Annotated in this window: 22 protein-coding genes; 12 read left to right on the top strand and 10 right to left on the bottom strand. The window is 69.2% G+C overall.

The window, feature by feature from the left end:
- Positions 1–5 precede the first annotated feature (5 nt).
- The 4 genes from CLU95_RS28170 to CLU95_RS28155 all read left to right on the top strand — a co-directional run bounded on the left by CLU95_RS28170 (position 6) and on the right by CLU95_RS28155 (position 7,928).
- Positions 6–443, top strand: a complete 438-nt coding sequence (locus CLU95_RS28170; protein WP_070060386.1) for an ExbD/TolR family protein — start codon at positions 6–8, stop codon at positions 441–443.
- Positions 444–446: 3 nt separating this feature from the next.
- Positions 447–1,370 (top strand): cell envelope integrity protein TolA, encoded by a 924-nt coding sequence (gene tolA / locus CLU95_RS28165; protein WP_099796641.1) that lies wholly within the window; start codon positions 447–449, stop codon positions 1,368–1,370.
- Positions 1,371–1,473: 103 nt separating this feature from the next.
- Positions 1,474–2,712 carry a M48 family metalloprotease gene (locus tag CLU95_RS28160; protein WP_099796640.1) on the top strand — a complete coding sequence of 413 codons (1,239 nt, stop codon included), beginning with the start codon at positions 1,474–1,476 and terminating at the stop codon, positions 2,710–2,712.
- A complete protein-coding gene (locus CLU95_RS28155; RefSeq protein ID WP_099796639.1) occupies positions 2,709–7,928 on the top strand; it encodes an AAA domain-containing protein in 5,220 nt (1,739 codons plus the stop codon). The genes CLU95_RS28160 and CLU95_RS28155 overlap by 4 nt, the downstream gene beginning before the upstream one ends.
- Here the strand turns inward: CLU95_RS28155 and CLU95_RS28150 are convergent.
- Together CLU95_RS28150 and dnaE are read right to left on the bottom strand one after the other, a co-directional pair.
- Positions 7,912–8,283 carry a YgiW/YdeI family stress tolerance OB fold protein gene (locus CLU95_RS28150; protein WP_099796638.1) on the bottom strand — a complete coding sequence of 124 codons (372 nt, stop codon included), beginning with the start codon at positions 8,281–8,283 and terminating at the stop codon, positions 7,912–7,914. The genes CLU95_RS28155 and CLU95_RS28150 overlap by 17 nt on opposite strands.
- Before the next feature lie 97 nt (positions 8,284–8,380).
- Entirely contained in the window at positions 8,381–11,899 is a 3,519-nt protein-coding gene (gene dnaE, locus CLU95_RS28145; RefSeq protein WP_099796637.1) for a DNA polymerase III subunit alpha, read from the bottom strand.
- A gap of 61 nt (positions 11,900–11,960) precedes the next feature.
- Here dnaE and CLU95_RS28140 point away from each other — a divergent pair, with 61 nt between their 5' ends.
- A complete protein-coding gene (locus CLU95_RS28140; protein WP_099796636.1) occupies positions 11,961–12,746 on the top strand; it encodes a sulfurtransferase in 786 nt (261 codons plus the stop codon).
- A 9-nt stretch (positions 12,747–12,755) separates the two neighbouring features.
- Here CLU95_RS28140 and CLU95_RS28135 read toward each other — a convergent pair whose 3' ends face one another.
- From CLU95_RS28135 to CLU95_RS28120, 4 genes are all read right to left on the bottom strand, one after another.
- Positions 12,756–13,679 carry a pirin family protein gene (locus CLU95_RS28135; RefSeq protein ID WP_099796635.1) on the bottom strand — a complete coding sequence of 308 codons (924 nt, stop codon included), beginning with the start codon at positions 13,677–13,679 and terminating at the stop codon, positions 12,756–12,758.
- A gap of 34 nt (positions 13,680–13,713) precedes the next feature.
- Positions 13,714–14,265 carry a flavodoxin family protein gene (locus tag CLU95_RS28130; RefSeq protein ID WP_099796634.1) on the bottom strand — a complete coding sequence of 184 codons (552 nt, stop codon included), beginning with the start codon at positions 14,263–14,265 and terminating at the stop codon, positions 13,714–13,716.
- Between the two features lie 74 nt (positions 14,266–14,339).
- Positions 14,340–14,765 carry a DoxX family protein gene (locus CLU95_RS28125; RefSeq protein WP_180288689.1) on the bottom strand — a complete coding sequence of 142 codons (426 nt, stop codon included), beginning with the start codon at positions 14,763–14,765 and terminating at the stop codon, positions 14,340–14,342.
- Positions 14,766–14,826: 61 nt separating this feature from the next.
- The gene (locus CLU95_RS28120) at positions 14,827–15,528 is read right to left on the bottom strand and encodes a pirin family protein (RefSeq protein ID WP_099796633.1); all 702 of its coding nucleotides are present in this window, start codon (positions 15,526–15,528) and stop codon (positions 14,827–14,829) included.
- A 163-nt stretch (positions 15,529–15,691) separates the two neighbouring features.
- On the opposite strand from CLU95_RS28120, the gene CLU95_RS28115 reads away from it, so the two are divergent.
- From CLU95_RS28115 to trmB, 4 genes are all read left to right on the top strand, one after another.
- Positions 15,692–16,645, top strand: a complete 954-nt coding sequence (locus tag CLU95_RS28115; protein WP_099796632.1) for a LysR substrate-binding domain-containing protein — start codon at positions 15,692–15,694, stop codon at positions 16,643–16,645.
- Positions 16,646–16,770: 125 nt separating this feature from the next.
- Complete coding sequence (locus CLU95_RS28110) at positions 16,771–17,853, top strand: NAD(P)/FAD-dependent oxidoreductase (RefSeq protein ID WP_099796631.1); 1,083 nt, start codon at positions 16,771–16,773, stop codon at positions 17,851–17,853.
- Between the two features lie 6 nt (positions 17,854–17,859).
- Positions 17,860–18,765 (top strand): tRNA glutamyl-Q(34) synthetase GluQRS, encoded by a 906-nt coding sequence (gene gluQRS / locus CLU95_RS28105; protein WP_099796630.1) that lies wholly within the window; start codon positions 17,860–17,862, stop codon positions 18,763–18,765.
- Positions 18,762–19,520: a tRNA (guanosine(46)-N7)-methyltransferase TrmB gene (gene trmB, locus CLU95_RS28100; RefSeq protein WP_099796629.1), complete on the top strand. Its 759-nt coding sequence runs from the start codon at positions 18,762–18,764 to the stop codon at positions 19,518–19,520. The genes gluQRS and trmB overlap by 4 nt, the downstream gene beginning before the upstream one ends.
- 21 nt (positions 19,521–19,541) lie before the next feature.
- Here the strand turns inward: trmB and CLU95_RS28095 are convergent, their stop codons facing one another.
- A complete protein-coding gene (locus CLU95_RS28095; protein ID WP_180288688.1) occupies positions 19,542–20,042 on the bottom strand; it encodes an energy transducer TonB in 501 nt (166 codons plus the stop codon).
- 144 nt (positions 20,043–20,186) lie between these two features.
- Here CLU95_RS28095 and CLU95_RS28090 point away from each other — a divergent pair, with 144 nt between their 5' ends.
- Positions 20,187–21,359 carry an ABC transporter substrate-binding protein gene (locus CLU95_RS28090; RefSeq protein WP_099796627.1) on the top strand — a complete coding sequence of 391 codons (1,173 nt, stop codon included), beginning with the start codon at positions 20,187–20,189 and terminating at the stop codon, positions 21,357–21,359.
- Between the two features lie 6 nt (positions 21,360–21,365).
- On the opposite strand, the gene CLU95_RS28085 is transcribed toward CLU95_RS28090, so the two are convergent.
- Entirely contained in the window at positions 21,366–22,244 is an 879-nt protein-coding gene (locus CLU95_RS28085) for a LysR family transcriptional regulator (protein ID WP_099796626.1), read from the bottom strand.
- A gap of 71 nt (positions 22,245–22,315) precedes the next feature.
- On the opposite strand from CLU95_RS28085, the gene CLU95_RS28080 reads away from it, so the two are divergent.
- Together CLU95_RS28080 and CLU95_RS28075 are read left to right on the top strand one after the other, a co-directional pair.
- Positions 22,316–22,891, top strand: a complete 576-nt coding sequence (locus tag CLU95_RS28080) for a GNAT family N-acetyltransferase (protein ID WP_180288687.1) — start codon at positions 22,316–22,318, stop codon at positions 22,889–22,891.
- Entirely contained in the window at positions 22,888–24,411 is a 1,524-nt protein-coding gene (locus CLU95_RS28075; protein WP_099796624.1) for an MFS transporter, read from the top strand. The genes CLU95_RS28080 and CLU95_RS28075 overlap by 4 nt, the downstream gene beginning before the upstream one ends.
- A gap of 6 nt (positions 24,412–24,417) precedes the next feature.
- On the opposite strand, the gene CLU95_RS28070 is transcribed toward CLU95_RS28075, so the two are convergent.
- Positions 24,418–25,107 carry an alpha/beta hydrolase gene (locus CLU95_RS28070; RefSeq protein ID WP_099796623.1) on the bottom strand — a complete coding sequence of 230 codons (690 nt, stop codon included), beginning with the start codon at positions 25,105–25,107 and terminating at the stop codon, positions 24,418–24,420.
- Positions 25,108–25,217: 110 nt separating this feature from the next.
- Positions 25,218–25,940, bottom strand: a complete 723-nt coding sequence (locus CLU95_RS28065) for a Crp/Fnr family transcriptional regulator (protein ID WP_099796622.1) — start codon at positions 25,938–25,940, stop codon at positions 25,218–25,220.
- Positions 25,941–25,950 lie beyond the last annotated feature (10 nt).

Raw genomic sequence — 25,950 nt, 5'->3', positions numbered from 1 at the left:
ACGACATGCCTGCCGTTTCATCCCGGGGCCGCGGCCGCCGCACGATCAACGAGATCAACATGGTCCCGTTCATCGACGTGATGCTGGTGCTGCTGATCATCTTCATGGTCACGGCACCGCTCATCACGCCGAGCGTGATCAACCTGCCGACGGTCGATCGTGCCAACAAGCAGCCCGACAAGCCCATCGAGATCGTCATCAAGAGCGACGACGAAGTGCAGATCAAGAAAGACCCGTCCACCGGCACCGGCGGCGCGTCGATTCCCATGACGCAAATCGGCTCTGCGGCCAAGGCCGCGCAAGGCGGCGACGCCCAGCGCCCCGTGGTCATCAGCGCCGACAAGTCGGTGAAGTACGAAACCGTCGTGAAGGCGATGAACCAGCTCAAGCGCAGCGGCATCGAGCGCGTGGGGCTGTCGGTCACGACCACGGGCGGCAAATAAGGCATGTCGCTCGCCCTGGATCGCCCCGAGTTCGCGCCGCCGCCGCAGCGCGGCACGCCCCGCGCGGTGGTGCTCGCGCTCATTGCCCACGCGCTGCTGATCGCCGCCCTCACGTGGGGGGTGCGCTGGCGCAGCGAAGCCGACGACGGCGCGGTCGATGCCGAGCTGTGGTCGACCACGGTGATGCAGGCCGCTCCGCGCCTGTCGGTGCCGGAGCCGCCGGCCCCCGTGCCCGCACCGCCGCCGCCTGCGCCCGCGCCGCCCCCACCGCCTCCCCCGGCCGTCAAGCCGCCCGAGCCGGCGCCTGCCCCTGCGCCCGACATCGCGCTGGAGCGCGAGAAGAAGCTCAAGGAACAGAAAGCGCAAAAAGAGCGCGAGCTCGAACAGCAGCGCCAGCAGCAAAAGAAGAAAGAGCTCGAGGCCAAGGAGCGCGCCGAAGACGAAGCCGAGCGCAAGAAAGAGCAACAGAAGAAACTGGCCGACCAGAAAAAGCAGCAGGAGGCCGAGGCCAAGCAGGCTGAAGCGAAGAAGGCTGAAGCGGCCACCAAGCAGGCGGCCGCGGATCGCGCCGCAACGCTCAAGCGCATGCAGGGCATGGCCGGCGCCAGCGGCAACGAAGACGCGAAGGGCAATGCCCTGCGCACCACCGGCCCGTCGAGTGGCTACGGTGCGCGCATCGCCGAGAAGGTGCGCCCGAACATCACCTTCCCCGATGCCGACAGCGTGAACGGCAACCCCGAGGCCGAGTTCCTGGTCAACCTGGCACCCGACGGCACCATCGTCGGCGTCAAGCTCGCCAAGTCCAGCGGCCTGCCGGCCTGGGACGAAGCCGCCGAACGCGGCCTGCGCAAGACCGACAAGCTGCCGCGCGACAACGACGGGCGCATCTTCCCGTCGCTCATCGTCACGCTCAAGCCCAAGCGCTGATCCAAGCGCTGGGGCCGCAATCACCCACATCGTGGGTGATTGCAAGCGACGTCACCCGCTCGTTTAGGATCGTCGGCAACTCAATGTTGCTGGCGCTCCTGACATGGTCGACTCTTTCCCTGCCGTTCGCCTCCAAGACCTGACGCCGCTGCCCTACCAGCAGGCACTGGCCGCTCACCTCCAGGCGAACGAACCCGAGGCCTGGCGCTGGGCCGCCTCCGCCGAAGCGCGCGAAGAACACACGGCCGCCATGCGCGCCGAGCTGCTGCGCAGCGCCTACCGCCTCGACGCCGACGCACACCCCGACCTGCATGCCGATGCGACCCTGGCCGCGCAGCGGCTGGGCGTCACGGCGCGCATCACGCTCTACCAGGCCCCGTCCGGCGACGGCGCGGCCATGAATGCCGCCATCTACGTCGTGCCGGGCGAGGCGCACATCGTGCTCTCGGGCCCGCTGCTCGAACGGCTGCAGGGCCCGGAGCGCCAGGCCGTGCTCGGCCACGAGCTCGCGCACTACCTGCTGTGGGAACGCGACGGCGGCAGGCACCACGTCGTCGACCGCCTGCTGCACGCCACGGCGGCCGACCCGCGCGCCGATGCGAGCCACCTGCAGGCCGCGCGGCGCCATGCGCTGTACACCGAGGCCTTTGCCGACCGCGGCGGCTGCGTGGCCTGTGGCGCGCTCGAACCCGCCGTGAGCGCGCTCATCAAGATCGAGACCGGCCTCACGCAGGTCAACGTGGCGAGCTACCTGGCGCAGGCCGAGGAGATCTGCGCCGACCCCAACAACAAGGCGCTGCAGACGCGCGGCGTGAGCCACCCCGAGGTGTTCGTGCGCGCCCGCGCGCTGCGCCTGTGGACCGGCCGCGAGCACGACGCCGACGAATGGCTGGCCGCCGCGCTCGAAGGCCCGCTCGACCTGGGCACGCTCGACATGCTCGGCCAGCAGCGCGTGAGCGCGCTCACGCGCGGCACCCTCGCGCAGCTGCTGCAACGGCCCGTGCTGCAGTCGGAAGCGCTGCTGGCGCATGCGCGCCGTTTCTTCCCCGACTTCGTGCCGCCCACGTCGGCGATGCCGCCGCCCGAGCCCGCGCCCGCCGGCCTGCACGACTACCTGGCCAGCGTGCTGGTCGACTTCGTCGCCGCCGACCCCGAGATGGACGACGTCACCCTCGCCGCCGCGCTGGGCCTGGCCGATGCGCTGGACTGCGCCACGCCCTTCGAACAGCGCGTGCTGAAAGACCTGGGTCTGTCCAAGCGCAACTTCACCCGCGTCAAACGCGACGCCGCCGCCCTGCTCGACAAGGCCGCCAACCCGCCTTCGCAAGCCGCCGCCGCATGACCCTCGCCCCCGCCCCGCTCCTGCAACTGCTAGCCACCGCCGAGGCCCACGGTGGCCTGCAGACCGACGACGTGCTCAAGCTCGTGCTGCCGCTGCTGCGCGAGGTCTCGGCCCTGCACGAACTCGGCAACGTTGCCGCGCTCGGCAGCGCGTTTGCCTACCGCGTGACCGACGCACCCGCCGAACCCGCGCTGGCACTGGCCCAGCCCGACGGCACCGCGCCGCGCCGCCACCCCGAGGCGATCGCGCCGCTCGAACAACCCGCCGCCTCCGTGCTGCGCGTGGTCGGCGAAACGCGCCTGACCGTCGATGCCGAGGCCGGCGTCGCGCTCGAAAACCTCGCGGTCATGGCCGATGCCGGGCCCGACACGGTGCCCACGCGACCCGTCTACCTGCCCGGCTACACCGCGTGGGAACTGCGCCTGGGCCACCACGACGCGCTCGGCGACATCCTCTGCCTGGGCCAGGTGCTGGCCAGCCTGTCGTGCGGGCTCGACTTCACCGATGGCGACGACCTGACCCGCTTTGCCACGCACCGCGGCAACCTGTTCGAACTGAACCGCCGGCTGCACCCGGTGGTGGCCGCCGTGATCTTCGAGATGACCGCGCTCGACCGCCACGAGCGTGCGCGCGACCTGCCCTCGGTCATCCGCCGGCTCGAGACCTACCGCGACCAGCCCGTCGACCTCGGCCTGGACCGCATCGCACCCGCAAGAGACGGCGCAGGCCAGCGCCGCCAGGCGATCCAGCTGCACCTGCGCGACCGGCTGTTCGATCTGTCGCGGCGCAACCGCCTGCTGTACTTCAAGCCGACGCAGGCGCATGTGAACCTCACCGTCGCCAGCGTGCCGCTGGTGGTCGACCTGAACAGCATCCGCACCGACCAACTGTGCGTATGGGACAGCCGCTTTGCCGCCGACATCGCCAGCTGCGACCCCGTGCCGCTGGCGCGCTGGCTGCGCTTCGAAGACCAGCCCTACCTGCCGGGCGCGCTCGACCGCATCCTGCAGGAGGCACGGCGCGACCGGGCCGAGTACGGCTTCTCGCAGCTGTCGCTGGTGGTCGCCTTCCTGCGCTGGCACAACCTCAAGGAGGGCGAGGCCGAACGCGCCGAACGCATCGCCTCACCGCTGCTGATGCTGCCGGTGGAGCTGACGCGCAAGAAAGGCGTGCGCGACCAGTACCTGCTCGAAGCCTCGGCCAGCGAGGCGCAGGTGAACCCCACGCTGCGCCACCACCTGCGCCAGCTGTACGGCATCGCGCTGCCCGAGACGGTGGACCTGCGCGAAACCTCGCTCGAACAGTTCCACGCGCAGCTGTCGGCGCAGATCGCGCAGAGCGAGCCTGGCGTGCAGCTGCGGCTCGTGAAGCAGCCCGAAATCGCCGTGATGCACCAGCGCGCGCGCCAGCGGCTCGAACAGTTCAAGCGCCGCACCCGCGTGCGCTCGCCCTCGGCGGTGCCGGTGGCCTCGCAAGACTTCAGCTACGCACAGGACGACTTCCGCCCGCGCGGGCTGCAGCTGTTCCATGCGCGCGTGCGCCCCGTGCCGCTGCCGGTGCGCGAAGCCGTCGGCGGCGCGCCACAGCCGCGCGCGCCGCAGATGGCGGCCACGGCTGCCGATGACACCGAGCGCAAGACCTTCGCGCTGCGCGACAGCAGCGGCAACCCCTACCAGTGGGACATCGACCTCACGGCCGTGACGCTGGGCAATTTCAACCACCGCAAGATGTCGCTGGTACGCGACTACTCGGGGCTGGCCGAATCCGACCTGGCGAGCGAGGCCTTCGACCGCGTGTTCTCGCTGCAGCCGCGCCGCGTCGACGCCGAGACGCCGCCCGCCCTGCCGCTGGCCGACCAGTGGCCCGTGGTGCAGGCCGACGCCACGCAGACCGCTGCGGTGGCGCTGGCGCGCACGGGCACCAGCTACATCATCCAGGGCCCACCGGGCACGGGGAAGTCGCAGACCATCACCAACCTGATCGCCGACTACGTGGGCCGCGGCCAGCGCGTGCTGTTCGTCTGCGAGAAGCGCGCCGCCATCGACGTCGTGTTTCACCGCCTGCGCCAGCAGGGGCTGGACGAGCTGTGCTGCATGATTCACGACTCGCAGGGCGACAAGAAGGCCTTCGTGCAGAACCTGCGCAAGACCTACGAGCTGTGGCTCGAAGCCCCCGGCACGCTGGCACAGGAAAGCACGGAGCGCACACAGGTGCTCGACGCGATGGACCTCGACCTGCGCGCCCTCGAACGCTTCGACGCCGCCATGCACGACGTGCCCGAGCACATCGCGGTGACGCTGCGCGAGCTGCTCTCGCGGCTCGTGGCACTCAAGGCCAGCGACCCGTCGCTCACGCCGCTGCAGGCCGAAGCATTGCCCGCCTTCGCGGCCTGGCGCCGGCATGCGGAGCTGGTGTCGCGCCTGCACCTGGCCGTGACCGAAAGCCTGGGTGCGCCCAGCTTCGCGCAGCATGTGTTCGCGCAGCTCGCACCGTCGCTGCTGGCGCAGGAGAAGCCACTGGCGCGGCTGGTCGAACGCAGCGAACGCGCCATCGACCTGAGCGCGCCTTGCCGCGATGCGCTGGTCGACGCCTGGCCGCCGCTGGCCGAGGCCGGCGTGCTGTGGCGCGATGCGCGGGCCGTGGTGGCCGATGCGCGCAGCGTCGCCTCGCTGGCCGCGCGCGGCCAGCTGGCGCTGCTCGACGCCGCGCACCCGAGCAGCCTCGCGCTCGGCGCCACCTTGAACGAGAAGCGCACGCTGCAACAAGCGCTCGACGCGCAGCTGCAACGCACCGCCCACTGGCGCGACAAGCTCTCGCCCGGCGATACCGAAGCCGCACTCGCGCAGGCCCGCACGCAGCAAGGCTCGCTGTTGCGCTGGCTGCAGCCCTCGTGGTGGCGCCTGTCGGGCGAACTCAAGCGCCGCTACGACTTCGCCGCGCATGCCGTGCGCCCGCAGCCCAGCCAGATCCTCGAAGACCTGCGCGCCGAACAGGCCGCGCGCACCGCGCTCGACCAGCAAGCAGCACGCATCGAAGCCGACTACGGCTGCACCGATGCCGACGCCTTCGCGCAGCAGCTGCAGGCCATGCGCGGCATCGACGGCGGCGCCGGCCTGCGCGCGGCCTTCCAGGCCCACCTGCGCACCGATGCGGCCCGCCGCAGCGTCGAACAGCTTGTCGCCGCCGCGCCGCGCGTCGACACGCTCGACGCCCTCTGGCACGACCTGCTGCATGACGCCGGCGCGCAACCGCTGGACGCGTTCGACGCGCTGGCCCGCACGCTGCGCGACCAGGCCGATGCGCTGCCGTCGGTGCTGCAGCCGCTGCAGGAACTGGCCGATGCCGACCCTGCCGTGGCCGCCGCGCTGCGCACCCTGCCGCTGCCGCCCGAAGCGATCGAGTACGCCGTCGCACGCGAAGGGCTGGAGCGCGTCTACCGCACCGAACGCTGGCTGCCGCGCTTCGACGGCGCCAAGCTCGCGCGCCATGCGCAGCGCCTGGGCGAAGGCGAACGCAAGCTGCTCGAACGCAACGCACGCACGCTCGCCGCCGCGGTGCGCCAGCGCTTCCGCGACCATGTGCAAAAGAGCGCGCTGCCCGCCAGCCAGCTCGACGCCGACGGCAAGGTCTTCAAGAAGAGCTACAACGCGGGCCGCCGCGAGCTCGAGCACGAGTTCGGCAAGACCATGCGCTACAAGGCGATCCGCGAACTCGCCAGCGGCGACACCGGCCGCGTGGTGCGCGACATGAAACCGATCTGGCTCATGAGCCCGCTGTCGGTGTCCGACACGCTGCCGCTTGCGGCCGACCTGTTCGACGTGGTGATCTTCGACGAGGCCAGCCAGATTCCAGTGGAAGAAGCCGTGCCCGCGCTGTACCGCGCGTCGCAGATCATCGTGGTGGGCGACGAGATGCAGCTGCCGCCGACCAGCTTCTTCTCGTCGGGCCGCGATGCCGAGGAAGACACCGTCACCGTGGAGGGCGACGATGCAGAGAACGGCGAAGAAGCCGAACGCATCGCCGTGGTGCTCGACGCCGACAGCCTCTTGAACCAGGGTGCGCGCAACCTGCCGGCCACGCTGCTGGCCTGGCACTACCGCAGCCGCTACGAGTCGCTCATCGGCTTTTCGAACGCGGCCTTCTACGCGGGCAACCTGTACACCATTCCCGACCGCAGCCTGCCCGCGCCCGAGCGCGCCGAGATCGTGGTGCAGTCGCGCAGCCCGACCGACGAATCCGTGAAGGCGCAGGTCGACGCCCTGCTCTCGCGCGCCATCAGCTTCCACCGCGTGGCCGACGCCGTGTACGAGAACCGCATCAACGACGGCGAGGCGCGCCACATCGCGCAGCTGGTGCGCGAACTGCTCCAGCGCGAGACCGGGCGCAGCCTGGGCATCGTGGCGTTCTCCGAGGCGCAACAGGGCGAGATCGAGGAAGAGCTGAACGCGCTCGGCGCGGTCGATGCCGACTTTGCGGCGCGGCTCGAGGCCGAGTACGTGCGCGAGGAAGACGACCAGTTCTGCGGCCTCTTCATCAAGAACCTGGAGAACGTGCAGGGCGACGAGCGCGACATCATCATCCTCAGCATCTGCTACGGCCCCAACCCCGAGGGCCGCATGCTGATGAACTTCGGCCCGATCAACCAGCGCGGCGGCGAGAAGCGGCTGAACGTGATCTTCAGCCGCGCCAAGCACCACATGGCGGTGGTCTCGACCATCCGCCACGAGGCGATCACCAACGACCACAACGAGGGCGCGGCGGCGCTGAAGAACTTCCTGCGCTATGCCGAGTGCCTGTCACGCGGCGACGAGGACACGGCGCGGCGCGTGCTCGAAGGCATGAACCCGCTCGCCCGTGGCCACGTGGCGCGGCAGGCGCGCACGGACGACGTCACGGCGCAGATCGCGCAGGCGCTGCGCGCACGCGGGCATGCGGTGGACGAACAGGTGGGTCAGTCGCGTTTTCGCTGCGACCTCGCGGTGCGCGCGTCGGGCCAGGGCCACTATGCGCTGGGCATCCTGGTGGACGGCGCGGCGCAGGACGGCCGCCGCCACAACGTGCTGGAGCGCTACGTCTCGCGTCCGCGCATCCTCGATGCCTTCGGCTGGCAGGTGATGCAGGTGCTGGCCAAGGACTGGCTGCACGCCCCCGAGGCCGTGCTCGACCAGGTCGAACAGGCGCTCGAAAAAAAGGCAGGGGTCAGCGCAGGACGGTGATGACGCGCTTGACGTCGAGTTCGGTCTTGCCGGTGAGCCGGTCCTTGTCGAACTCGCCGCTGAGCTCGACGCGCACCTTGTCATCGATCTTCACGCCCGGCGGGAAGTACTTGGCGTCGATCTCGACCTTCAGGCGGCCCGTGTCGTCGGCGAAGGTGTAGTGCTCGCCGCCGTCGTGCGAGACGATGAAGCCGCGCACCGTGGCGTGCTGGTCGTCCTGCCCGGTTTCGAGCAGCTGCTTGACCGTGAGGTTGGGCACCGAACTCGGGCCGGCGTACTGGGCCCAGGCCGCAGCCATGGGCAGCGCCAGGCCGAACGTCAATGCGGTGGTCTTGAGGATCTTCTTGAAATGCATGCGGTCGTTCCTCCTGTGAGTGGCCCAAGGCCAGGTTGCAACAGACTGATGGACCGCACGAAGGCCCCGAGGTTCCCCGCCGGCCCGCGCGATCCGATCAATCGTAGATGACCTGCGCCTTGCCGGCTTCCGCCTGCGCGGTCCAGCTCGCGAGCGCCGCATCGGTCGGGAAGAACTTCGCGCGCTCGCCCAGTTGCAACTCGACCTGTGCCCCGCCCCGCGCCATCGACAGGCGCACGGGCAGGCCGTGCACCAGGTCACCGACCTCGGTCTGCTCGGTGCGCGCCGGAAAGTCTTTCAGGAGGCGCGCGATCTCGGGCACCTTGCCGTTGACCGCCACGCGCAGGAACTTGCCGAAGCGGCAGCGCGCCGAAGCCAGGTCCCACACCTGCTGCACCTGGAAGCGCGCCTCGAAGCCGCCGCGCGCGGGCTGCAGCTTGCCGCTCACGATGACGAGCTCGTCGTCCTTCAGCGTGTTGCGGTTGGCGTTGATGAGCGCCTCGTCGGCCGTGGCGTCGATGGACTCCGACTTGTCGTCGAGCTTGAAGATCGCCAGCCGGCCGCGCTGGCCGTTGATGACGCGGAAGTCGCTCACGATGCCGGCAATGACCTGCGGGTCGCGGCTGTCGAGCAGGTCGCCGATCTCGCGCTTGCAGAAGCGCCGCACCTCGTGCGAGACCTCGTCGAACAGGTGGCCCGACAGGTAGAAGCCGACGGCGGTCTTCTCGAAGGTCAGGCGCTCCTTCACGCCCCAGGGCGTGGCATCGACCAGGTCGGGTTCCTGCGTGGCCGAACCGTGCTCGCAGTCGCCGAAGATATCGACCTGCGAGGCGTTGGCCGCGGTGGCAATGGCGAACTCGAAGGCACGATCGACCGAGGCGATGAGCGACGCGCGGTTCTGCTGGATCGCGTCGAACGCGCCGGCCTTGATGAGCGCTTCGACCGTGCGCTTGTTGATGCGCTGGCGGTCGATGCGCACGCAGAAGTCGTACAGGCTCTTGAACGGCCCGCCCTCTTCGCGCGCGCGCACCACGGCCTCGACCGCGAGCTGGCCCGTGCCCTTCACGGCGCCCAGGCCGTAGCGGATGATCCGGTTGGTGACCGGCTCGAAGCGGTAGTTGCCGCGGTTCACGTCCGGCGGCTCGAAGGTGATGTTGAAGTTCTTCTGGGCGTCTTCGAACAAGAGCTTCAGCTTGTCCGTGTCGTCCATTTCCACGGTCATATTGGCGCAGAAGAACTCGGCCGTGTAATGGACCTTGAGCCAGCCCGTGTGGTACGCCAGCAGCGAGTAGGCGGCGGCGTGCGACTTGTTGAAGCCGTAGCCCGCGAACTTCTCCATCAAGTCGAAGATTTCGTCGGCCTTGTCCTGCACGATGCCGTGCGTGGCCAGGGCGCCCGCGCGGAACTTCTCGCGGTGCTCGGCCATTTCCTCGAGCTTCTTCTTGCCCATCGCGCGGCGAAGCAAGTCGGCGCCGCCGAGCGAGTAACCGCCCAGGATCTGCGCGGTCTGCATCACCTGCTCCTGGTAGACCATGATCCCGTAGGTCTCGGAGAGCATTTCGGCCACGGCCGGGTGCGGGTACTCCACGTCTTCGCGGCCGTGCTTGCGCGCCACGAAGCTGGGAATCAGGTCCATCGGGCCCGGACGGTACAGCGCGTTCAGCGCGATCAGATCTTCCAGGCGCGTGGGCCGCGCATCTTTCAGCATGCCCTGCATGCCGCGGGATTCGAACTGGAACACGGCCTCGGTCTTGCCGTCGGAGAACAGGCGGTAGGTCGGTCCGTCGTTCAGCGGGATGTTCTCGAACGCGAAGTTCTCCTGGCTCTTGTGGCGCTTCATGATGAACTCGCGCGCAATCTCCAGGATGGTGAGCGTCGCAAGACCCAAGAAGTCGAACTTCACGAGGCCGATGGCTTCGACGTCGTCCTTGTCGTACTGGCTCACGGCCGATTCGCTGCCGGGCTGCTGGTACAGCGGGCAGAAGTCGGTGAGCTTGCCCGGCGCAATGAGCACGCCGCCGGCGTGCATGCCGATGTTGCGGGTCATGCCTTCGAGCTTCTGCGCGAGCTCGACCAGCATGCGGACTTCTTCTTCCTTCTCGATGCGCTCCGCCAGTTGCGGCTCCATCTCGATGGCGTAGTTGTTCTTGTCGCCTTCGATCTTGGTCGCGGGCGGGTACTGCAGCGTGACCGACATGCCCGGCTTGTTCGGAATCAGCTTGCTGATGCCGTCGCAGAACATGTAGCTCATGTCGAGCACGCGGCCCACGTCGCGGATGGCCGCGCGCGCGGCCATGGTGCCGAAGGTGGCGATCTGGCTCACGGCGTTGCGGCCGTACTTGTCCTTCACGTAGTCGATCACGCGGTCCCGGTTGCCCTGGCAGAAGTCGATGTCGAAGTCGGGCATCGAGACGCGTTCGGGGTTCAGGAAACGTTCGAACAGCAGCTTGTATTCGAGCGGGTCGAGGTCGGTGATCTTCAGCGCGTAGGCCACGAGCGAGCCTGCACCCGAGCCCCGGCCCGGCCCCACGGGGCAGCCGTTTTCCTTGGCCCACTTGATGAAGTCGCCCACGATCAGGAAGTAGCCGGGGAAGCCCATGTTCAGGATCGTGTTGATCTCGAACTCGAGGCGCTCCACGTAGCGCGCCCGCTCAGCCTCACGCTTGGCTTCGTCGGGGAACAGGTGCTTCAGCCGCACCTCCAGCCCGTCGAACGACTCCTGGCGGAAGAACTCGCCGATCGGCATGCGCACGCCTTCGCTGATGAAGGGCGTCGGGAAGTCGGGCAGTTGCGGCTTGCCGAGCACCAGCGTCAGGTTGCAGCGCTTGGCGATCTCGACCGTGTTGGCCAGCGCGCTCGGCACGTCGGCGAACAGCGCCTGCATCTCGGCGCTCGACTTGAAGTACTGCTCTTCGGTGAACTTGCGCACGCGGCGCGGGTTGCCCAGAATTTCGCCTTCGGAAATGCACACGCGCGCCTCATGCGCTTCGTAGTCCTGGCGTTCGGCGAACTGCACCGGGTGCGTGGCGACCACCGGCAGCTTCAGGCGGGCGGCGAGCTTCACTGCGGCAATCACGTGCGGTTCGTCTTCAGGGCGGCCGGCGCGTTGCAGCTCGATGTAGAAACGGTGCGGGAACATGCCCGCGAGCTGCAGCGCCAGCTCGGCGGCGCGCTCTTCCTGGCCTTGCAGCAGCGGCTGGCCCAGCGGCCCGGCCTGTGCGCCCGACAGCGCGATCAGCCCGCCCTGCAGTTCCTGCAGCCATTCGAGCTTGCAGGCCGCCTGCGACTGGCCGCGGCTCACGTTCTGTGTCCAGGCGCGGGCCAGCAGCTCCGACAGGTTGAGGTAGCCCTCGATGCTCTGCACCAGCAGGATGAGGCGGGTCAGCGCGCCGGGCTCCTTGCCCAGCCCGTCGATGAAGATTTCAGCGCCGATGACGGGCTTGACGCCCTTGCCCCGGCCCTGCTTGTAGAACTTGACCGTCCCGAACAGGTTGTTCAGGTCGGTGATGGCCAGCGCGGGCTGCTTGTCGGCAGCGGCGACCTTGATGACTTCGTCGATTCGATTCGTGCCATCGACGACGGAAAACTCGGTGTGCAGACGCAGGTGAACAAACATCCGTCGATTGTAGGAAGCGCCACCCCACCATGTGGTGCGGTGATCCCTACAATCCCGCCCCGTGCAAGAGATTTTGAATATCGCCGCCTACAAGTTCGTGGGCATCAACGACAGCCCCGTGCTGCGTGAGACCCTGCGCGACCGCGCGCAGGCCCTGGGCCTCATGGGCACCATCCTGCTGGCGCCCGAAGGTATCAACCTGTTTCTGGCGGGGACGGCGCAGGCCATCCACGCCTTCCTGGCCGACCTGCGTGCCGATGCGCGCTTTGCCGACCTCGAAACCAAGGAAAGCTGGTCGGCCACGCAGCCCTTCCGGCGCATGCTGGTGAAGCTCAAGCGCGAGATCATCCGCATGGACCACCCGGCCATCCAGCCCGCCGCCGGCCGTGCGCCCGGCGTGGACGCGCCCACGCTCAAGCGCTGGCTCGACCAGGGCCACGACGACGAGGGCCGCGAGATCGTGATGCTGGACACGCGCAACGACTTCGAAGTCGACGAAGGCACCTTCGACGGCGCGGTCGACTGGCGCATCACCAAGTTCACCGAGTTCCCGCCCGCATTGAAAGCGCACCGCGCCGACTTCGAAGGCAAGACGGTGGTGAGCTTCTGCACCGGCGGCATCCGCTGCGAGAAGGCGGCCATCCTCATGCGCGAGGAAGGCGTGGAGCACGTGCTGCAGCTCGAAGGCGGCATCCTCAAGTACTTCGAGGACGTCGGCGGCGCGCACTACCACGGCGACTGCTTCGTGTTCGACGGCCGCCGGGCCCTGGCACCCGACCTCAGCGCGCGCGCCTCCGATGCCAGTGCCCGGGCCTCGGAAGACCCGGACATCGGCATCAAGCAGTAAACAGCGGGGTCAGACCGGCGTGGTGCCCGTGTCGGGCTCGCGCACGCCGAAGGGCTTGCCCGGCAGCGGAATGAACTCGGTCTCGCCGGGCACCTGGCCCATGCGCTGCGCGGCCCAGTCGGCACCGGCCTCGAGGATGCGCTCACGCCGGCTCGAAACGAAATTCCAGGTGATGTAGCGCGGGCCGTCGAGCGGCTCGCCGCCGATCACCATCAGGCGCACCGCCGTGTCGGCACTCAGCACCGCGCCCTGCCCGTCAGGCAGCACCGCCATCGTGTGGGCGGGCGCCAGCTCACCGTTCACCAGCGCATCGCCGTCCACCATGTAGACCGCCAGCTCGGGCGCCAACACGGGCAGCTCGAAACGGCCGCCAGCCGGCAGCGCGATATCGAGGTAGACCGTCTGCGCCAGCGTCTTCACCGGCGAGCGCACGCCGAAGGCCTCGCCCACCAGCACGCGCACCGGCACGCCCTGCACCGTCAGCTCGGGAATCGCCTCGGCCGGCGTGTGCTCGAAGCTGGGCTCGACCTCTTCATGGGCCTGCGGCAGCGCGGCCCACAGCTGCAGGCCGTGGTTCACGAAGGTATCGGCCAGCAGGCGCTCGGGCTTGCGCTCGGAGTGCACGATGCCGCGCCCCGCGGTCATCCAGTTGATGGCGCCGGGCTGGATTTCCTGCACGCTGCCGAGGCTGTCGCGGTGCATCATCGCGCCCTCGAACAGATAGGTGACCGTCGCCAGCCCGATGTGCGGATGCGGCCGCACGTCGTGCGCGTTGCCGGGCTGCTCGGTGGCCGGACCGAAGTGGTCGAAGAACACGAAGGGCCCGACCGAGCGACGCTGCGCCGCCGGCAGCACACGGCGCACGTTGAAGCCACCGCCCAGGTCCTTGTCGTGGGGTCGCAGCAATTGAATTTCGGGGATCGTGTCGGTCATCGTGTTCTCCTGAGGGCGAGGTTCGGTGGGGGCGTTATGCGCGCGATCTTGCCACCGTGCCGATGCGCTCGCCGAAGGCGCGTGCCGTCTCGAGGTCACCCTTGGGCATCTCGGCCGGGCTCGCATCCGAAGGCGATTGCGTGAGCAGGCCGCCGTAGCCGCCGACGTAGTTCATCGCGTCGCGCGTGGCCGCCTTGTTGTTGGTCGGCAGGATGCCCATGCTGACCCAGATGCCGCTGTGCTGCATCGCCAGCGTCCACAGGTAGGTCATGGTCGTGACCTTGTCGCCGTTCATCGTGGCGCTGTTGGTGAAGCCGGCGAAGAGCTTGTCTTTCCAGCCTTGCGTGTACCAGACCTTCGACGACGCGTCGGCGAATTTCTTGAACTGCCAGCTCACGCCGCCCATGTAGGTCGGTGAGCCGAAGATGATGGTGTCGGCCGCGGCCAGCGTCTCCCAGCCATCGGCGGTCAGGTTGCCGTCGGCGTCGATGGCGAGCAGCTGCGCGCCCGCCCCGTCGGCCACGGCCTGGGCCACGCGCTGGGTGTGGCCGTAGCCGGAATGGAAGACAACGACGATGTTTGCCATGAAACGGATTTCCTCAAAGAAGCGATGAATTCAGCAGGCCGCGCCCACGAAGTGCGCGCGGCCAGGGGGCGAGCTTATTTCTTATCGATGCTGAAGCGACCGGCGCCGAAGGCGGCGAAGGCGAGCAGACCGCCGGCGATCGCGATGTTCTTGAAGAACATCAGCTGGTTCACGAAGGCCTTGTCGGCGGGCATTGCCCAGTAGTTGTGGAACAGCACGGCCGCGGCCACGGTGAAGATCGCCAGCACGATCGCCGACACGCGCGTCTTGAAGCCGACCAGCAGCAGCAGGCCGAGCCCCAGCTCCACGACGATCGCGATGACCGCCGCCACCTGCGGCAGCGGTGCGCCCACCGAGGAGATGTACCCCACGGTGCCGGCAAAGCCCATGAGCTTGCCGAAGCCGGCGGGCACGAACAGCGCGGCGAGCAGCACGCGGCCGATGAGTGCCAGCGTGTCCTGGGCGGCGTTGGGGGCGGTGGTTGTGGTGGAAATGGCCATGGTGAAAACTCCTCGGTGGTTATTGAAGCGAAAGGAACAAAGAAAGGAAAAAGACGCCGTCTCAGGCCGCCAGGTCGAACACCAGCACTTCGGCATCCGTGCCCGCGCCGAGCGTGAGCTGCGATTCGCCTTCGAGCATCGCGGCGTCGCCGCCCACGAGCTTCTGGCCGTTGACTTCGAGTTCGCCGCGCACCAGGTGCACGTAGCTCTTGCGTTGCGGGTCGAGCGCCAGGCTTGCGGTCTCGCTGCCGTCGAACAGGCCGGCGAACAGGCGGGCGTCGGCGTTCACCGTCACCGAGCCGTCGCGGCCGTCGGGCGAGGCCACGAGGCGCAGGTTGCCGCGCTTCTCGGCGTCGCTGAACTGCTTCTGCTCGTAGCCGGGGGCAATGCCGCGTTCCTTGGGCTCGATCCAGATCTGCAGGAAGTGCGTGGTCTCGTCGGCCTTGTGGTTGAACTCGCTGTGCATCACGCCGCGCCCGGCGCTCATGCGCTGCACGTCACCCGGCGGAATGGATTCGATGTTGCCCATGCTGTCCTTGTGCGCGAGTTCGCCCGAGAGCACGTAGCTGATGATCTCCATGTCGCGGTGGCCGTGGGTGCCGAAGCCGGCGCCCGCCGCCACGCGGTCTTCGTTGATCACCCGCAGGTTGCCGAAGCCCATGAAGGCCGGATCGTAGTACCCCGCGAAGGAAAAGCTGTGGAACGAACGCAGCCAGCCATGGTCGGCATAACCGCGTTCCTGAGATTTGCGTACCTTCAACATATCGAACTCCTTGCTGCCCCACCCGGTTCGGGCGCCGGGGCTTTCGTCGTGGGCCGCGCCGGATGCGCAGCGGATGAGAAGAATTTTGGGCTTCCATCCCCCGCTGAAAGACGCTGGGTTTTGATGGCATCATTCAAATTATTTGAACGATGGAGCCCGCCCCATGCCCAGCGCCCGAGACGTACTGACCCCCGACGCGCTGGCCATGCTGCAGACGGTGGCGGCCGCCGGCAGCTTTGCCGCCGCCGCGCGCGCGCTCGGCCTCGTGCCCAGCGCGCTGAGCTACCGCGTGCGGCAGATCGAAGACGCGCTCGACGTGCTGCTGTTCGACCGCAGCGCGCGCCAGGCCCGCCTCACCGAGGCCGGCGCCGAACTGCTGCGCGAGGCCGCGCGCCTGCTCGGCGAGATCGACGCCGTGGCCAACCGCGTGAAGCGCGTGGCCACCGGCTGGGAGCCGATGCTGACCATCGCGGTGGACAGCGTGATCGCGCGCGACCCGCTGCTCGACCTGTGCACCGCCTTCTTCGCGCTCGACCCGCCCACGCGCCTGAAGCTGCGCGACGAAACCCTGCTCGGCACCATTGAGGCGCTGACCAGCGGCGAGGCCGACCTGGCGATTGGCGCGGTGCTCGATGCCGCGAGCCTGGCCTTCACCGCCACCGGCATCCGCAGCCGCCCCATCGGCGAGCTGCGCTTCGTGTTCGCCGTGGCGCCGCACCATCCGCTCGCGCGCCTGCCGCAGCCGATCAGCGATGCGGTGCTGCGCCAGCACCGCGCGGTGGCTGCGGCCGACTCGGTGCGCAGCGGGCCGAGCATGACGGTGAACCTCGTCGGCGGACAGGACGTGCTCACCGTGCCCAGCATGCAGGCCAAGATCGCCGCGCAGTTGCACGGACTGGGCGGCGGCTTCTTGCCCGAGCCGATGGCGCGGCCGTACATCGAGGCCGGCCACCTCGTCGAACTGCAGACCGAACGTCAGCCGCCGCTCGGCACCATGCATTGCGCATGGCGCGTGCGCAGCGCGGGCAAGCCGGGGCGCGCGCTCGAATGGTGGCTCGCGCAGTTCGAGCACGAGGGCACGCGCAAGGCGCTGCTCGAACGGCACCGGGGCCGTTGAGCGCCTGATGCAACGCAAGGGCGGGGCCTCGTAAGGGTCGGCCCCAGCCCGGCGACGTGCGCAGACCGAGGTAGAGTCTGTACGGCCTCCTCCGTCATCACCCTGTCAAAAGAAAAGAGTCCGCCATGCCCAAAGCCAAAGCCCGCGCCACCGCCGACCGCCACCGAACTCCCGCCGCCGCCCGCCACTACGCCGTCATCGGCGCCGGCATTGCCGGCGTGGCCTGCGCCCGCACACTGATGCAGGCCGGGCACCGTGTCACGGTGTTCGAACGCGAGGCCACGACGGGCGGGCGGATGGCGAGCATCGACACCGCCTTCGGCCGCTTCGACAGCGGCGCCCAATACTTCACCGTGCGCGACCCGCGCTTTGCGCAGGTGCTGGCCACCACGCCCGCGCTGTGCCGCCCCTGGAGCGCCAACCTCGTGCGCGTGCTCGACGCCCACGGCCGCGTGGCCGAAGCGGCGTTGCCTTCGCTGGAGCCGCACTGGGTCGCCCAGCCCGGCATGGACGCCCTCGTGGCCCACTGGGCCGCACCGCTCGGCGAGCACCTCGTCACCGGCACCCAGGTCACCCGCATCGAGCCCGACGCGCTCGACGCCACCCGCTGGCAGCTGCGCACCGCCGGTGCCGACGATTCGCAGCACGTGTACTCCGGCTTCGACGCCGTGCTGCTGGCCGTGCCGCCCGCACGCACCCGCGAACTGCTGGCCGACGGCGAACGCTCGGCCACGCTGAGCCGCAAGATCGACCGCGTGCGCATCGCGCCCTGCTGGACGCTGATGATCGCCTTCCCCCAGGCCAACCAGGCCAACATGTCGCACCTCGGCCCGCAATGGAACGTGGCGCGCAGCACCCACCACCGCGTGGCATGGCTGGCGCGTGAATCGTCCAAGCCCGGCCGCGAGCGCGTCGAACGCTGGACCCTGCAGGCCAGCGCCACCTGGTCGGAAGAACACCTGCGCGACACGCCCGCGCGCATCGAGGCCAAGCTGCTGCGCGCCTTCTCGGAGATCACCGGCATCCACGCCACGCCCAGCCATGCGCAGGCGCGTTGCTGGCCCGAGGCGCAGACACAGGTGCCGGTCGGCCAGACCCACCTGTGGGACGCCAAGGCGCGCATCGGCATTGCCGGTGACTGGTGCATCGGCCATCGCGTGGAAGATGGCTTTGTTTCGGGCCTCTCGCTGGCCCTCGCCGCTCTCTAAGAAAGGATGCGCGCCACCGGCCGCTTTGCGCCCTCGCCCACCGGCCCGCTGCATGCCGGCTCGCTGGTGGCCGCGCTCGCGAGCTGGCTCGATGTGCGCGCGCGCGGCGACCAGGCGCGCTGGCTGATCCGCATCGAGGACGCCGACACCGAGCGCTGCCTGCCCGGCATGGGCGAGCACATCCTGCGCCAGCTCGCCGATTGCGCCCTGCTCCCCGACGAACCGCCCGAGTGGCAGACGCAGCGCGCCGCCCGCTACGAGGCGGCGCTGACCGCGCTGCAGGCGTGTGGCCTCGCCTATCCCTGCGGCTGCTCGCGCAAGGACATCGACCTCGCCCTGGCCCGGCTCGGCCATGCGCATGAACGCCACGGCGAGCGCGTCTACCCCGGCACCTGCCGCGACGGCCTGCACGGCAAGCCCGCGCGCGCCTGGCGCTTTGCCGCACACCGCATGCCGGCCGGCGATCTGCACTGGACCGACCGCCGCCTCGGCCCGCAGCAACAGGACGTGCAACGCGAGGTCGGCGACTTCGTGCTGCGACGCGCCGACGGTCCCTGGGCCTATCAGCTCGCCGTCGTGGTCGACGACGCCGAACAGGGCGTGACCGACGTGGTGCGCGGCGAAGACCTGGCCGACAACACCGCGCGCCAGATCCTGCTGCAGCAGGCGCTCGGCCTGCCCACGCCGAGCTACCTGCACACGCCGCTGGTGCGCGGCGCCGACGGCGACAAGCTCTCCAAGCAGAACGGCGCCACAGCCATCGACACCGCCACGCCGCAAGCCGCATTGACCGCGCTCGACACCGCCGCGCGCGCCCTCGGCCTGCGCCCCACGGCAGCCGACGGTTGCACCGCCGCATTGGCCGGCTGGGTGCCCGAATGGCGCGATCTCTACAATTCGCGGCCCTCATGAACATTCCCGACACCGTGTCCAACGACCTTCCGCCCGTGCCTCCCGAAGACGACGCCACCGACGGCAAGCCGCATCCGCTGCATCGCCGCCTCAAGAGCTTCGTGAAGCGCGCCGGCCGCACCACCGACGGCCAGGCCCGCGCCTTCGCCGAGCTGGGCCCGCTGTTCCTCATTCCCTACACGCCCGAACCGCTCGACCTCACGGCGGCCTTCGGCGGCCGCGCCGGCCCGACGGTGCTGGAGATCGGCTTCGGCATGGGCGAGGCCACGGCGCACATCGCCACCGTGCTGCCCGAGACCAACTTCCTGTGCTGCGAAGTGCACGAGCCCGGCGTGGGTGCGCTGCTCAAGCGCATCGGCGAGCAGTCGATTTCGAACATCCGCATCTGCGCGCACGACGCGGTCGACGTGCTCGACCACATGCTGCAGCCCGGCACGCTGGCCGGCGTGCATGTGTTCTTTCCCGATCCGTGGCACAAGAAGCGCCACAACAAGCGCCGGCTGATCCAGCCCGAGTTCGTGACCAAGCTGGCGCAGCACCTGCGCCCGGGCGGCTACATCCACTGCGCCACCGACTGGCAGCCCTACGCCGAGCAGATGCTCGAAGTGCTGGGCGCCGAGCCGCTGCTGCGCAACACCGCGCCGGACACCGGCTACGCGGACAAGCCGGCGTATCGCCCGCTCACCAAGTTCGAGAACCGCGGCCTCAAGTTGGGCCACGGCGTGTGGGACCTGGTGTTCGAAAAACGCGCCTGAGCGCGCGTCATCTCCGCCCGCTCACTCGAGCTGGAAGCGGAACGGCAGCCGCATCGCGCCGCGCACCGCACGCCCGTCCGCCGTGCGCGCCGGGTCGAAGCGCCACTCCTTGATCGCATCGGTCGCCGCCCGCGACAACAGCGGGTGCGGCGAGCGTTCGACGCGGATGTCTTCGGGCTTGCCGTCCACGCCGACGAAGAAGGTGGTGACCACCACGCCCTCGATGCCCTCTTCCGCCAGTGCGGACGGGTACTTGGGATAGCGGCGCTGGCGGATCACCGGGTCTTTCACGACCGCGTCCGCCGCCTCCTGCCGATCGGTGCGCGGCGCTGCCATGAGGGTCGGCCCCGACGGCAATGCCATCGGCGGCCCCGCCAGTGGCAGCGGTGGCGGCTCGATCATCGATGGCGGCGGCAGGGGTGGCGGGTCGATCATCGGTTGCGGCGGCTGCGGTGCAGCCACGGGCACGAAGACCGCCGGCGCGGGCAGCGCCTTTTCCACCACCTCCGATGGGGGCGACACAACGCAACCGGCGAGCACCACGCACACCCCCCCAAGAACCCAGGACACAGTCATTTTCATAAGGGCAATTCTGGAGCACCCGCGCCTTCCGCCCTGGCCCCGAAATTGCTACACTTTTTTACTATTGTTAGCAAAGGGAAGCCAATGAACGCGTCTCGCAGGACATGGCTGGGCAAGGCCTGTGCAACGCTGCTTCTGGGAAGCGGCCTCGGTATCACCCGTCCCCTGCTGGCACAGACACCGCGCCCTGCCGGCGGCGCCGGGGCCCGCGTCGTTTTGCTCGGCCAGTCGGTGCCCCTCACGGGCAGCGCCAACGAGATCGGCAACGCCTTCGCGGCGGGCAGCCGCCTTGCCGTGAGCGACTTCAACACGCGCAACGCCGCCACCGGCCTGCAACTCAAGCTGCTGCAGCTCGACGACGGCTACGACGCCGCACGCGCCACCACCAACGCACGCACGCTGCTGGGTGCGAACAAGGCCGACATGCTGTTCGGCTTTGTCGGCACCGCCAGCAGCGAGGCCGGCGCCAAGGTCGCCACGCAGCAGGGCAGCCTGCTGTTTGCGCCCTTTGCCGCGTCCGACACGCTGCGCGGCCCCGAGCACCCGAACGTGTTCCATGTGCGCCCCGGCATGATCGACGAGGCCCTCAAGATCGTGCGCCAATGCGCCACCGTGGGGCAAAAGCGCATCGCGCTGGTGGGCGACGACGACGCCATGGGCCGCGCCGGCCTGGCCGCCGTGCAGCAGGCCGTCACCGAACTCAAGCTGCCGCCGCTGGTTGCGAGCGCGCTGGTGCCGGCGGGCGCCGACAAGCTCGACGCCGCGCTGAAGACCGTGCAGCAGCAGACGCCCCAGGCCATCGTGCTGGTGTCGCTCTCGGGCACCACGGCCAGCGCCATCCGCACGCTGCGCAAGAGCGGCTACACGGGCAACTTCATGGCCTTCTCGATCGTCGGCATCGACCCGCTCTACGCCGAGCTGGGCAAGGACATCGGCGGCATCGTGATCTCGCAGGTCGTGCCCTCGCCGCGCCCCTCGGCCATTCCGATCGTCAAGGAGTACCTCGCGGCGGTCGACAACTCCGACCAGACCGCGTCGTACGAAGGGCTCGAAGGCTTCATCGCCGCCAAGGCCGCGGGCGAGGCGGTGCGCCGCGCGGGCCGTGGCTTCAACACCGCAACGCTGCAGCGCACGATGACGGCGATGACCGACTACGACGTGGGTGGCTTCCGCATCAACCTGCGCCCGGGCCTGCGCGACAACGTGCGCAGCATCGACCTGATCAGCATCTCGGCCGACGGCCGCGTGCTGCGCTGAAGCACCTCACACAGCACCGTCACCCAGCAGCTCGGTAAAGCGCTGCTGCACATACAGCGCCGTGGCCCCAAGCGGCCGCCCCGGCAGCCACAGCATGCGCACCGACAGCCGCGGCAACGCCAGCGAGGGGCAAGGCACTTCCTTCAGCGCCTTGCTGAAGCCCTCGTAGCGCGCGATGTTGATGGGCAGCACGGCCCAGCCCAGGTTGTCGGCCACCATCTCCGCCGTGCTGTAGAAGCTGTCGGAGCGCCACACGCGCGGGCTGTAGGCCACCTCGTGCACGTCGTCCGCATGCATCAGCAGCTGCCGTTGCCGGGCCAGGTCCTGGCGCCGCACCGTGCGGCCGTCGGCCAACGGATGGTCGCTGGCCACGAACACGCCCTGGCGCACGCTGCCGATGTGGCGCTGGTCGAAGCTGGCGTGCACCGGGCCGCGGTCGAAGTGAAAGGCCGCGCTGGCGCGCTCCTGCTCGACATAGTCGGCCACCTCGGTCGCGGTGCCGTTCAGCAGCGTGAGTTCGAGGCTCGGAAACTTCGCCGAAATCTCGCGCATCAGCGTGCCGATGGCGGTGTACGGCAGGGCTTCGTCCAGCGCCAGCGACAGCGCGGCCTCGTCGCCCTCGTGCAGCGAGCGGGCGCGCTGGTCGAGTTGCTCGGCCTGCCGCAGCAGCTCGCGCGCCTCGAGCAGCAACACCCGGCCCGCGTCGGACAACTGCGCGTTGCGGCGCGAGCGGTCGAACAGCGCCACGCCGAGGTCGACCTCGAGCAGCCCGATGGCGGTGCTCACGGCCGACTGGGCCTTGCCCAGATGGCGCGCCGCGGCCGAAAACGAGCCGCATTCGGCGGTCGTCACGAACTGGCGCAATTGATCGACGGTCCATTCCATTTCGGTCACCCATCTATTTTTCAGATCGATTCCATCTTTATTCATTCATTTCAATGACGCAAGATGGCGCCATGACGAATGTGAACAACAAGACGACACCGGCGTTCGAACTGAGCTGGTGCAGCGATCCTTCCCAGGCCCAGGCGATGACCGCCCTGTTCCTGCAGCAACTTTCTCCCGCCTACATCTCGCACGCCGAGCTGCAGGAGCAGCGCGCCGTGGCCGTCGGCGAATGGCGCCCCGACCTGCCCAGCCTCTTTGAAACCCAGCTGCGCGAGACACTGGCGCTCGACCCGTCCACGGCCACCGCGCGTGTGGCCGTCGCGCGAATCGACGGCGCACTGGCCGGCTTCGCGCTGGTCTCGATCGACGACGCCCGCCGCGCCGCGCGCAGCTTCGCGACGCTCGACGACCTCGTCGTCGACGCGCGCTTCCAGGGCATGGGCTTGGGCGGGCAGCTGTTCGACTGGGTCTGCGCCGAGCTGCAGCGCCGCGGCATCCAGCGCCTCTTTCTCGAAAGCGGCATCGGCAACACCCGCGCGCACGACTTCTTCCACGCACGCGGCTGCACGACCGTCTCCGTCACGATGCTCAAGGAACTGGACGGCACCACCGCACAGTCGCACGACCGGAGGGCCACGTTATGAACGGCTTGAACCCCACCGCAAAGAAATGGATCACGCTCGGCATCGTCTCGATGGCGCTGTTGCTGATCGTGGTCGACATGACCGTGCTCTACACGGCGCTGCCCACGCTCACGCACGACCTGGCCGCATCGGCCACCGAGAAGTTGTGGATCCTCAACGCGTACACCGTGGTCGTCTCCGGCTTCCTGCTGGGCATGGGCGCGCTGGGCGACCGCGTGGGCTACCGGCGCATGTTCGTCGCGGGCCTGGCCGTGTTCGGCGTGGCCTCGCTGTGCGCGGCCTACGCGCCGAACCCGGCCGTCCTCATCGCCGCGCGCGCCCTGTTGGGCGTGGGCGCGTCGATGATGATGCCGGCCACGCTGGCGATCCTGCGGCTGGTGTTCACCGACGAGCGCGAGCGCGCCGTGGCCATCGGCGTGTGGGCCTCGGTGGCCTCGGGCGGCGCGGCGCTCGGGCCGGTCGTGGGCGGCGTGCTGCTCGAATACTTCTGGTGGGGTTCGGTGTTTCTCATCAACGTGCCCGTGGTGGTGCTCGCGCTGGTGCTGGCCCTGTGGCTGCTGCCGACGCAGAAGAACACCGGCACGCGCCCGTGGGACTTCATCGGCTCGGTGCAGGTGCTGGTCGGGCTGGTCTTCCTCGTGCTGACCATCAAGGAGCTCACGAAGTTCGCTCCCTCGGTCACGACAGCCGCCATCACCGGCGTGCTCGCCGTGGTGGCCATGGCCCTCTTCGTGCGGCGCCAGCGGCGCAGCAGCGCGCCGCTGATCGACTTCCGCCTGTTCCGCAACGCGTACTTCTCGGGCGGCGTGATCGCGGCCATCGTGGCCTCGGTGGCGCTGATCGGTGTCGAGCTGGTGTTCAGCCAGCGGCTGCAGCTGGTGGTCGGCCTCACGCCGCTGCAGGCCGGTCTCACCCTGCTGCCGCTGCCGCTGGCAGCCTTCGTGTCGGGGCCTCTCGCGGGCCTGCTGCTGGCGCGCATCGGCTCGCGCCCCGTCATCCTGGGCGGCCTCGTCACCACGGCGCTGGCGCTGTGCGCGCTGGCACTGGCGGTCGATGCCGCAGGCCTGCTCAAGCCGGCCATCCTGGTGCTGCTGGGGCTGGGCGTGGGGGCGACCATCACGGCGGCGTCCAACGCGGTCATGAACAACGCGCCCGTGGAACACGCCGGCATGGCGGCGTCGATCGAAGAGGTGTCGTACGAACTCGGCGGCGTGCTGGGCATCGCGCTGCTGGGCAGCGTGCTCTCGTCGAGCTACACGGCCGCGCTGGTCATTCCCGAAGGCCTGGCCGTGCCGGCCTCGGCGAGCGACAGCATCGACGCCGCGCTGCTGGCCGCAGAGACGCTGCCCGCGCCGATTGCCACGCAGCTCGTGGCGCTCGCGCACACGGCCTTCGACCAGGCTTTTTTCTCGGTGATGGGCGTGGCCGTGGCGATCGTGATTGCGGCGGCCTGCGCCGTGGCCTTCCTCGGCTGGCGGGCCCGCCCGACGGCTGCGCAGCGCACCGAGCGCTGCGCCTAACCGGCCTCAGGCGCTCGCGGCTTCGTCGATGAGCGCCGCCACGGCCTGCGGCTGCGAGGCCAGCGAGGCATGGCTGGCTGCCAGCGTGATGACCTTCTTCGCGCCCAGCCGCGCCGACATGCGCTCCTGATTGACGGGCGAGATCATGCGGTCCTCGCTCGAGATCTGGTACCACGACGGCTTCTTCTTCCAGGCCGGCGCCGTGATGGTGTCGCCGAAGGTGCTGGCCAGCGGCGCCTTCTGCGTGAGGCCCATCACCAGGCCTTCTTCGGCGCTCAGGTCCTGGCAGAAGCTCTCGTGGTATTTCTCGGGGATCACCCACAAATAGCCGTCGCTGTCGGGCGCCAGGTTGGGCACGGCCACCGGCGGATGCTCCTGCGTGATGCCGCCGGGGCTTTCGCCGGCGTCGGGTGCGAAGGCGGCGATGTAGACCAGCCCGACCACGTTGGGCATGTCGCCGGCCTGCGTGATCACCGCGCCGCCGTACGAGTGGCCGACCAGCAGCACCGGCCCCTGAACCTGCGCCACCATCTTGCGTGTGCGCTCGGCGTCGTCGGCCAGCGAGGTCAGCGGCAGCTCGACCGCGCGGATGGCCGTGTGGCCCTTGCGCAAGAGTTCAACGATGACGTTGTGCCAGTGCGCCGCGCCGCCCCAGAAACCATGGACCAGCACGACCGTCGGTTGGTTGTTGCTCATGATTCGCCACCTTCCAGTGAAGAAATAAGACACCGAGCCGCCGGAATGGCGGGCCGGGAAGGTCTTATACGCCTGCGCCCTGCCCGCGTTGTGACAAGACCATCAGCCCATCACCCCGTGCGCACCAGCCCCTGCAGCGCGTCGAGCGACAGCAGCTCGATGCGCCCGTAGCCCAGCGACACCACGCCCTCGGTCGCCAGCGCGTTGAGTTCCTTCGACAGCGTCTGGCGCGTCACGCCGAGCATCATGGCCAGCGCCTCCTGCGACAGCATGAGTTCGTGCCGCAGGTGCACCGACTGCGTGGCGTCGCCGCGCGCCAGCACCAGCAGCCGGTGCGCCACGCGCGCGCGCAGGCTGCGCAAGGTGGCGTCTTCGGCCAGGCCGTAGAGCATGCGCACGCGCGCGGCCAGCATGGCGGCGATGGCGTTCGAAAACGCCACGTCGCGCATCTGCCGCGCAAAGGCATCGGGCGACACCACCAGCAGGTCGAGTGCTTCGAGCGCGGTGGCGTCGTGCGTGCGCGGCGAGCCGTCGATGAGCGTGATCTCGCCGAACCAGTTGCCCGGCTCCAGCACCGCGAGGATGGCCTCGCGCCCGTCCTGGCGCAGCGACGAGATCTTGATGGTGCCCGCCACCAGCCCGTAGAAGCCGCCGCCCGCGGCATGGATCGGGTCGCCCTGGCGGAACACCATCGTGCCGCGCCGCACGTGCAGCAATTCGGCCGCGCCCACCAGCGCGTCGCGCTGCGCGCGCGGCATGCTGGTGAACCACGGGTTGCCGTCGAGCGCGGTGCGGTGCGCGGCCGAAAGGCGCGGCTTGGTCGAGGTGGCCATGGAGGAGGAA

Origin of the sequence: Variovorax sp. 54 (assembly GCF_002754375.1) — a bacterium.
Classification (GTDB): domain Bacteria; phylum Pseudomonadota; class Gammaproteobacteria; order Burkholderiales; family Burkholderiaceae_C; genus Variovorax.
The sequence above is the reverse complement of the archived record's forward strand: the minus strand, read 5'-3'. Positions and strand labels throughout refer to the sequence as shown.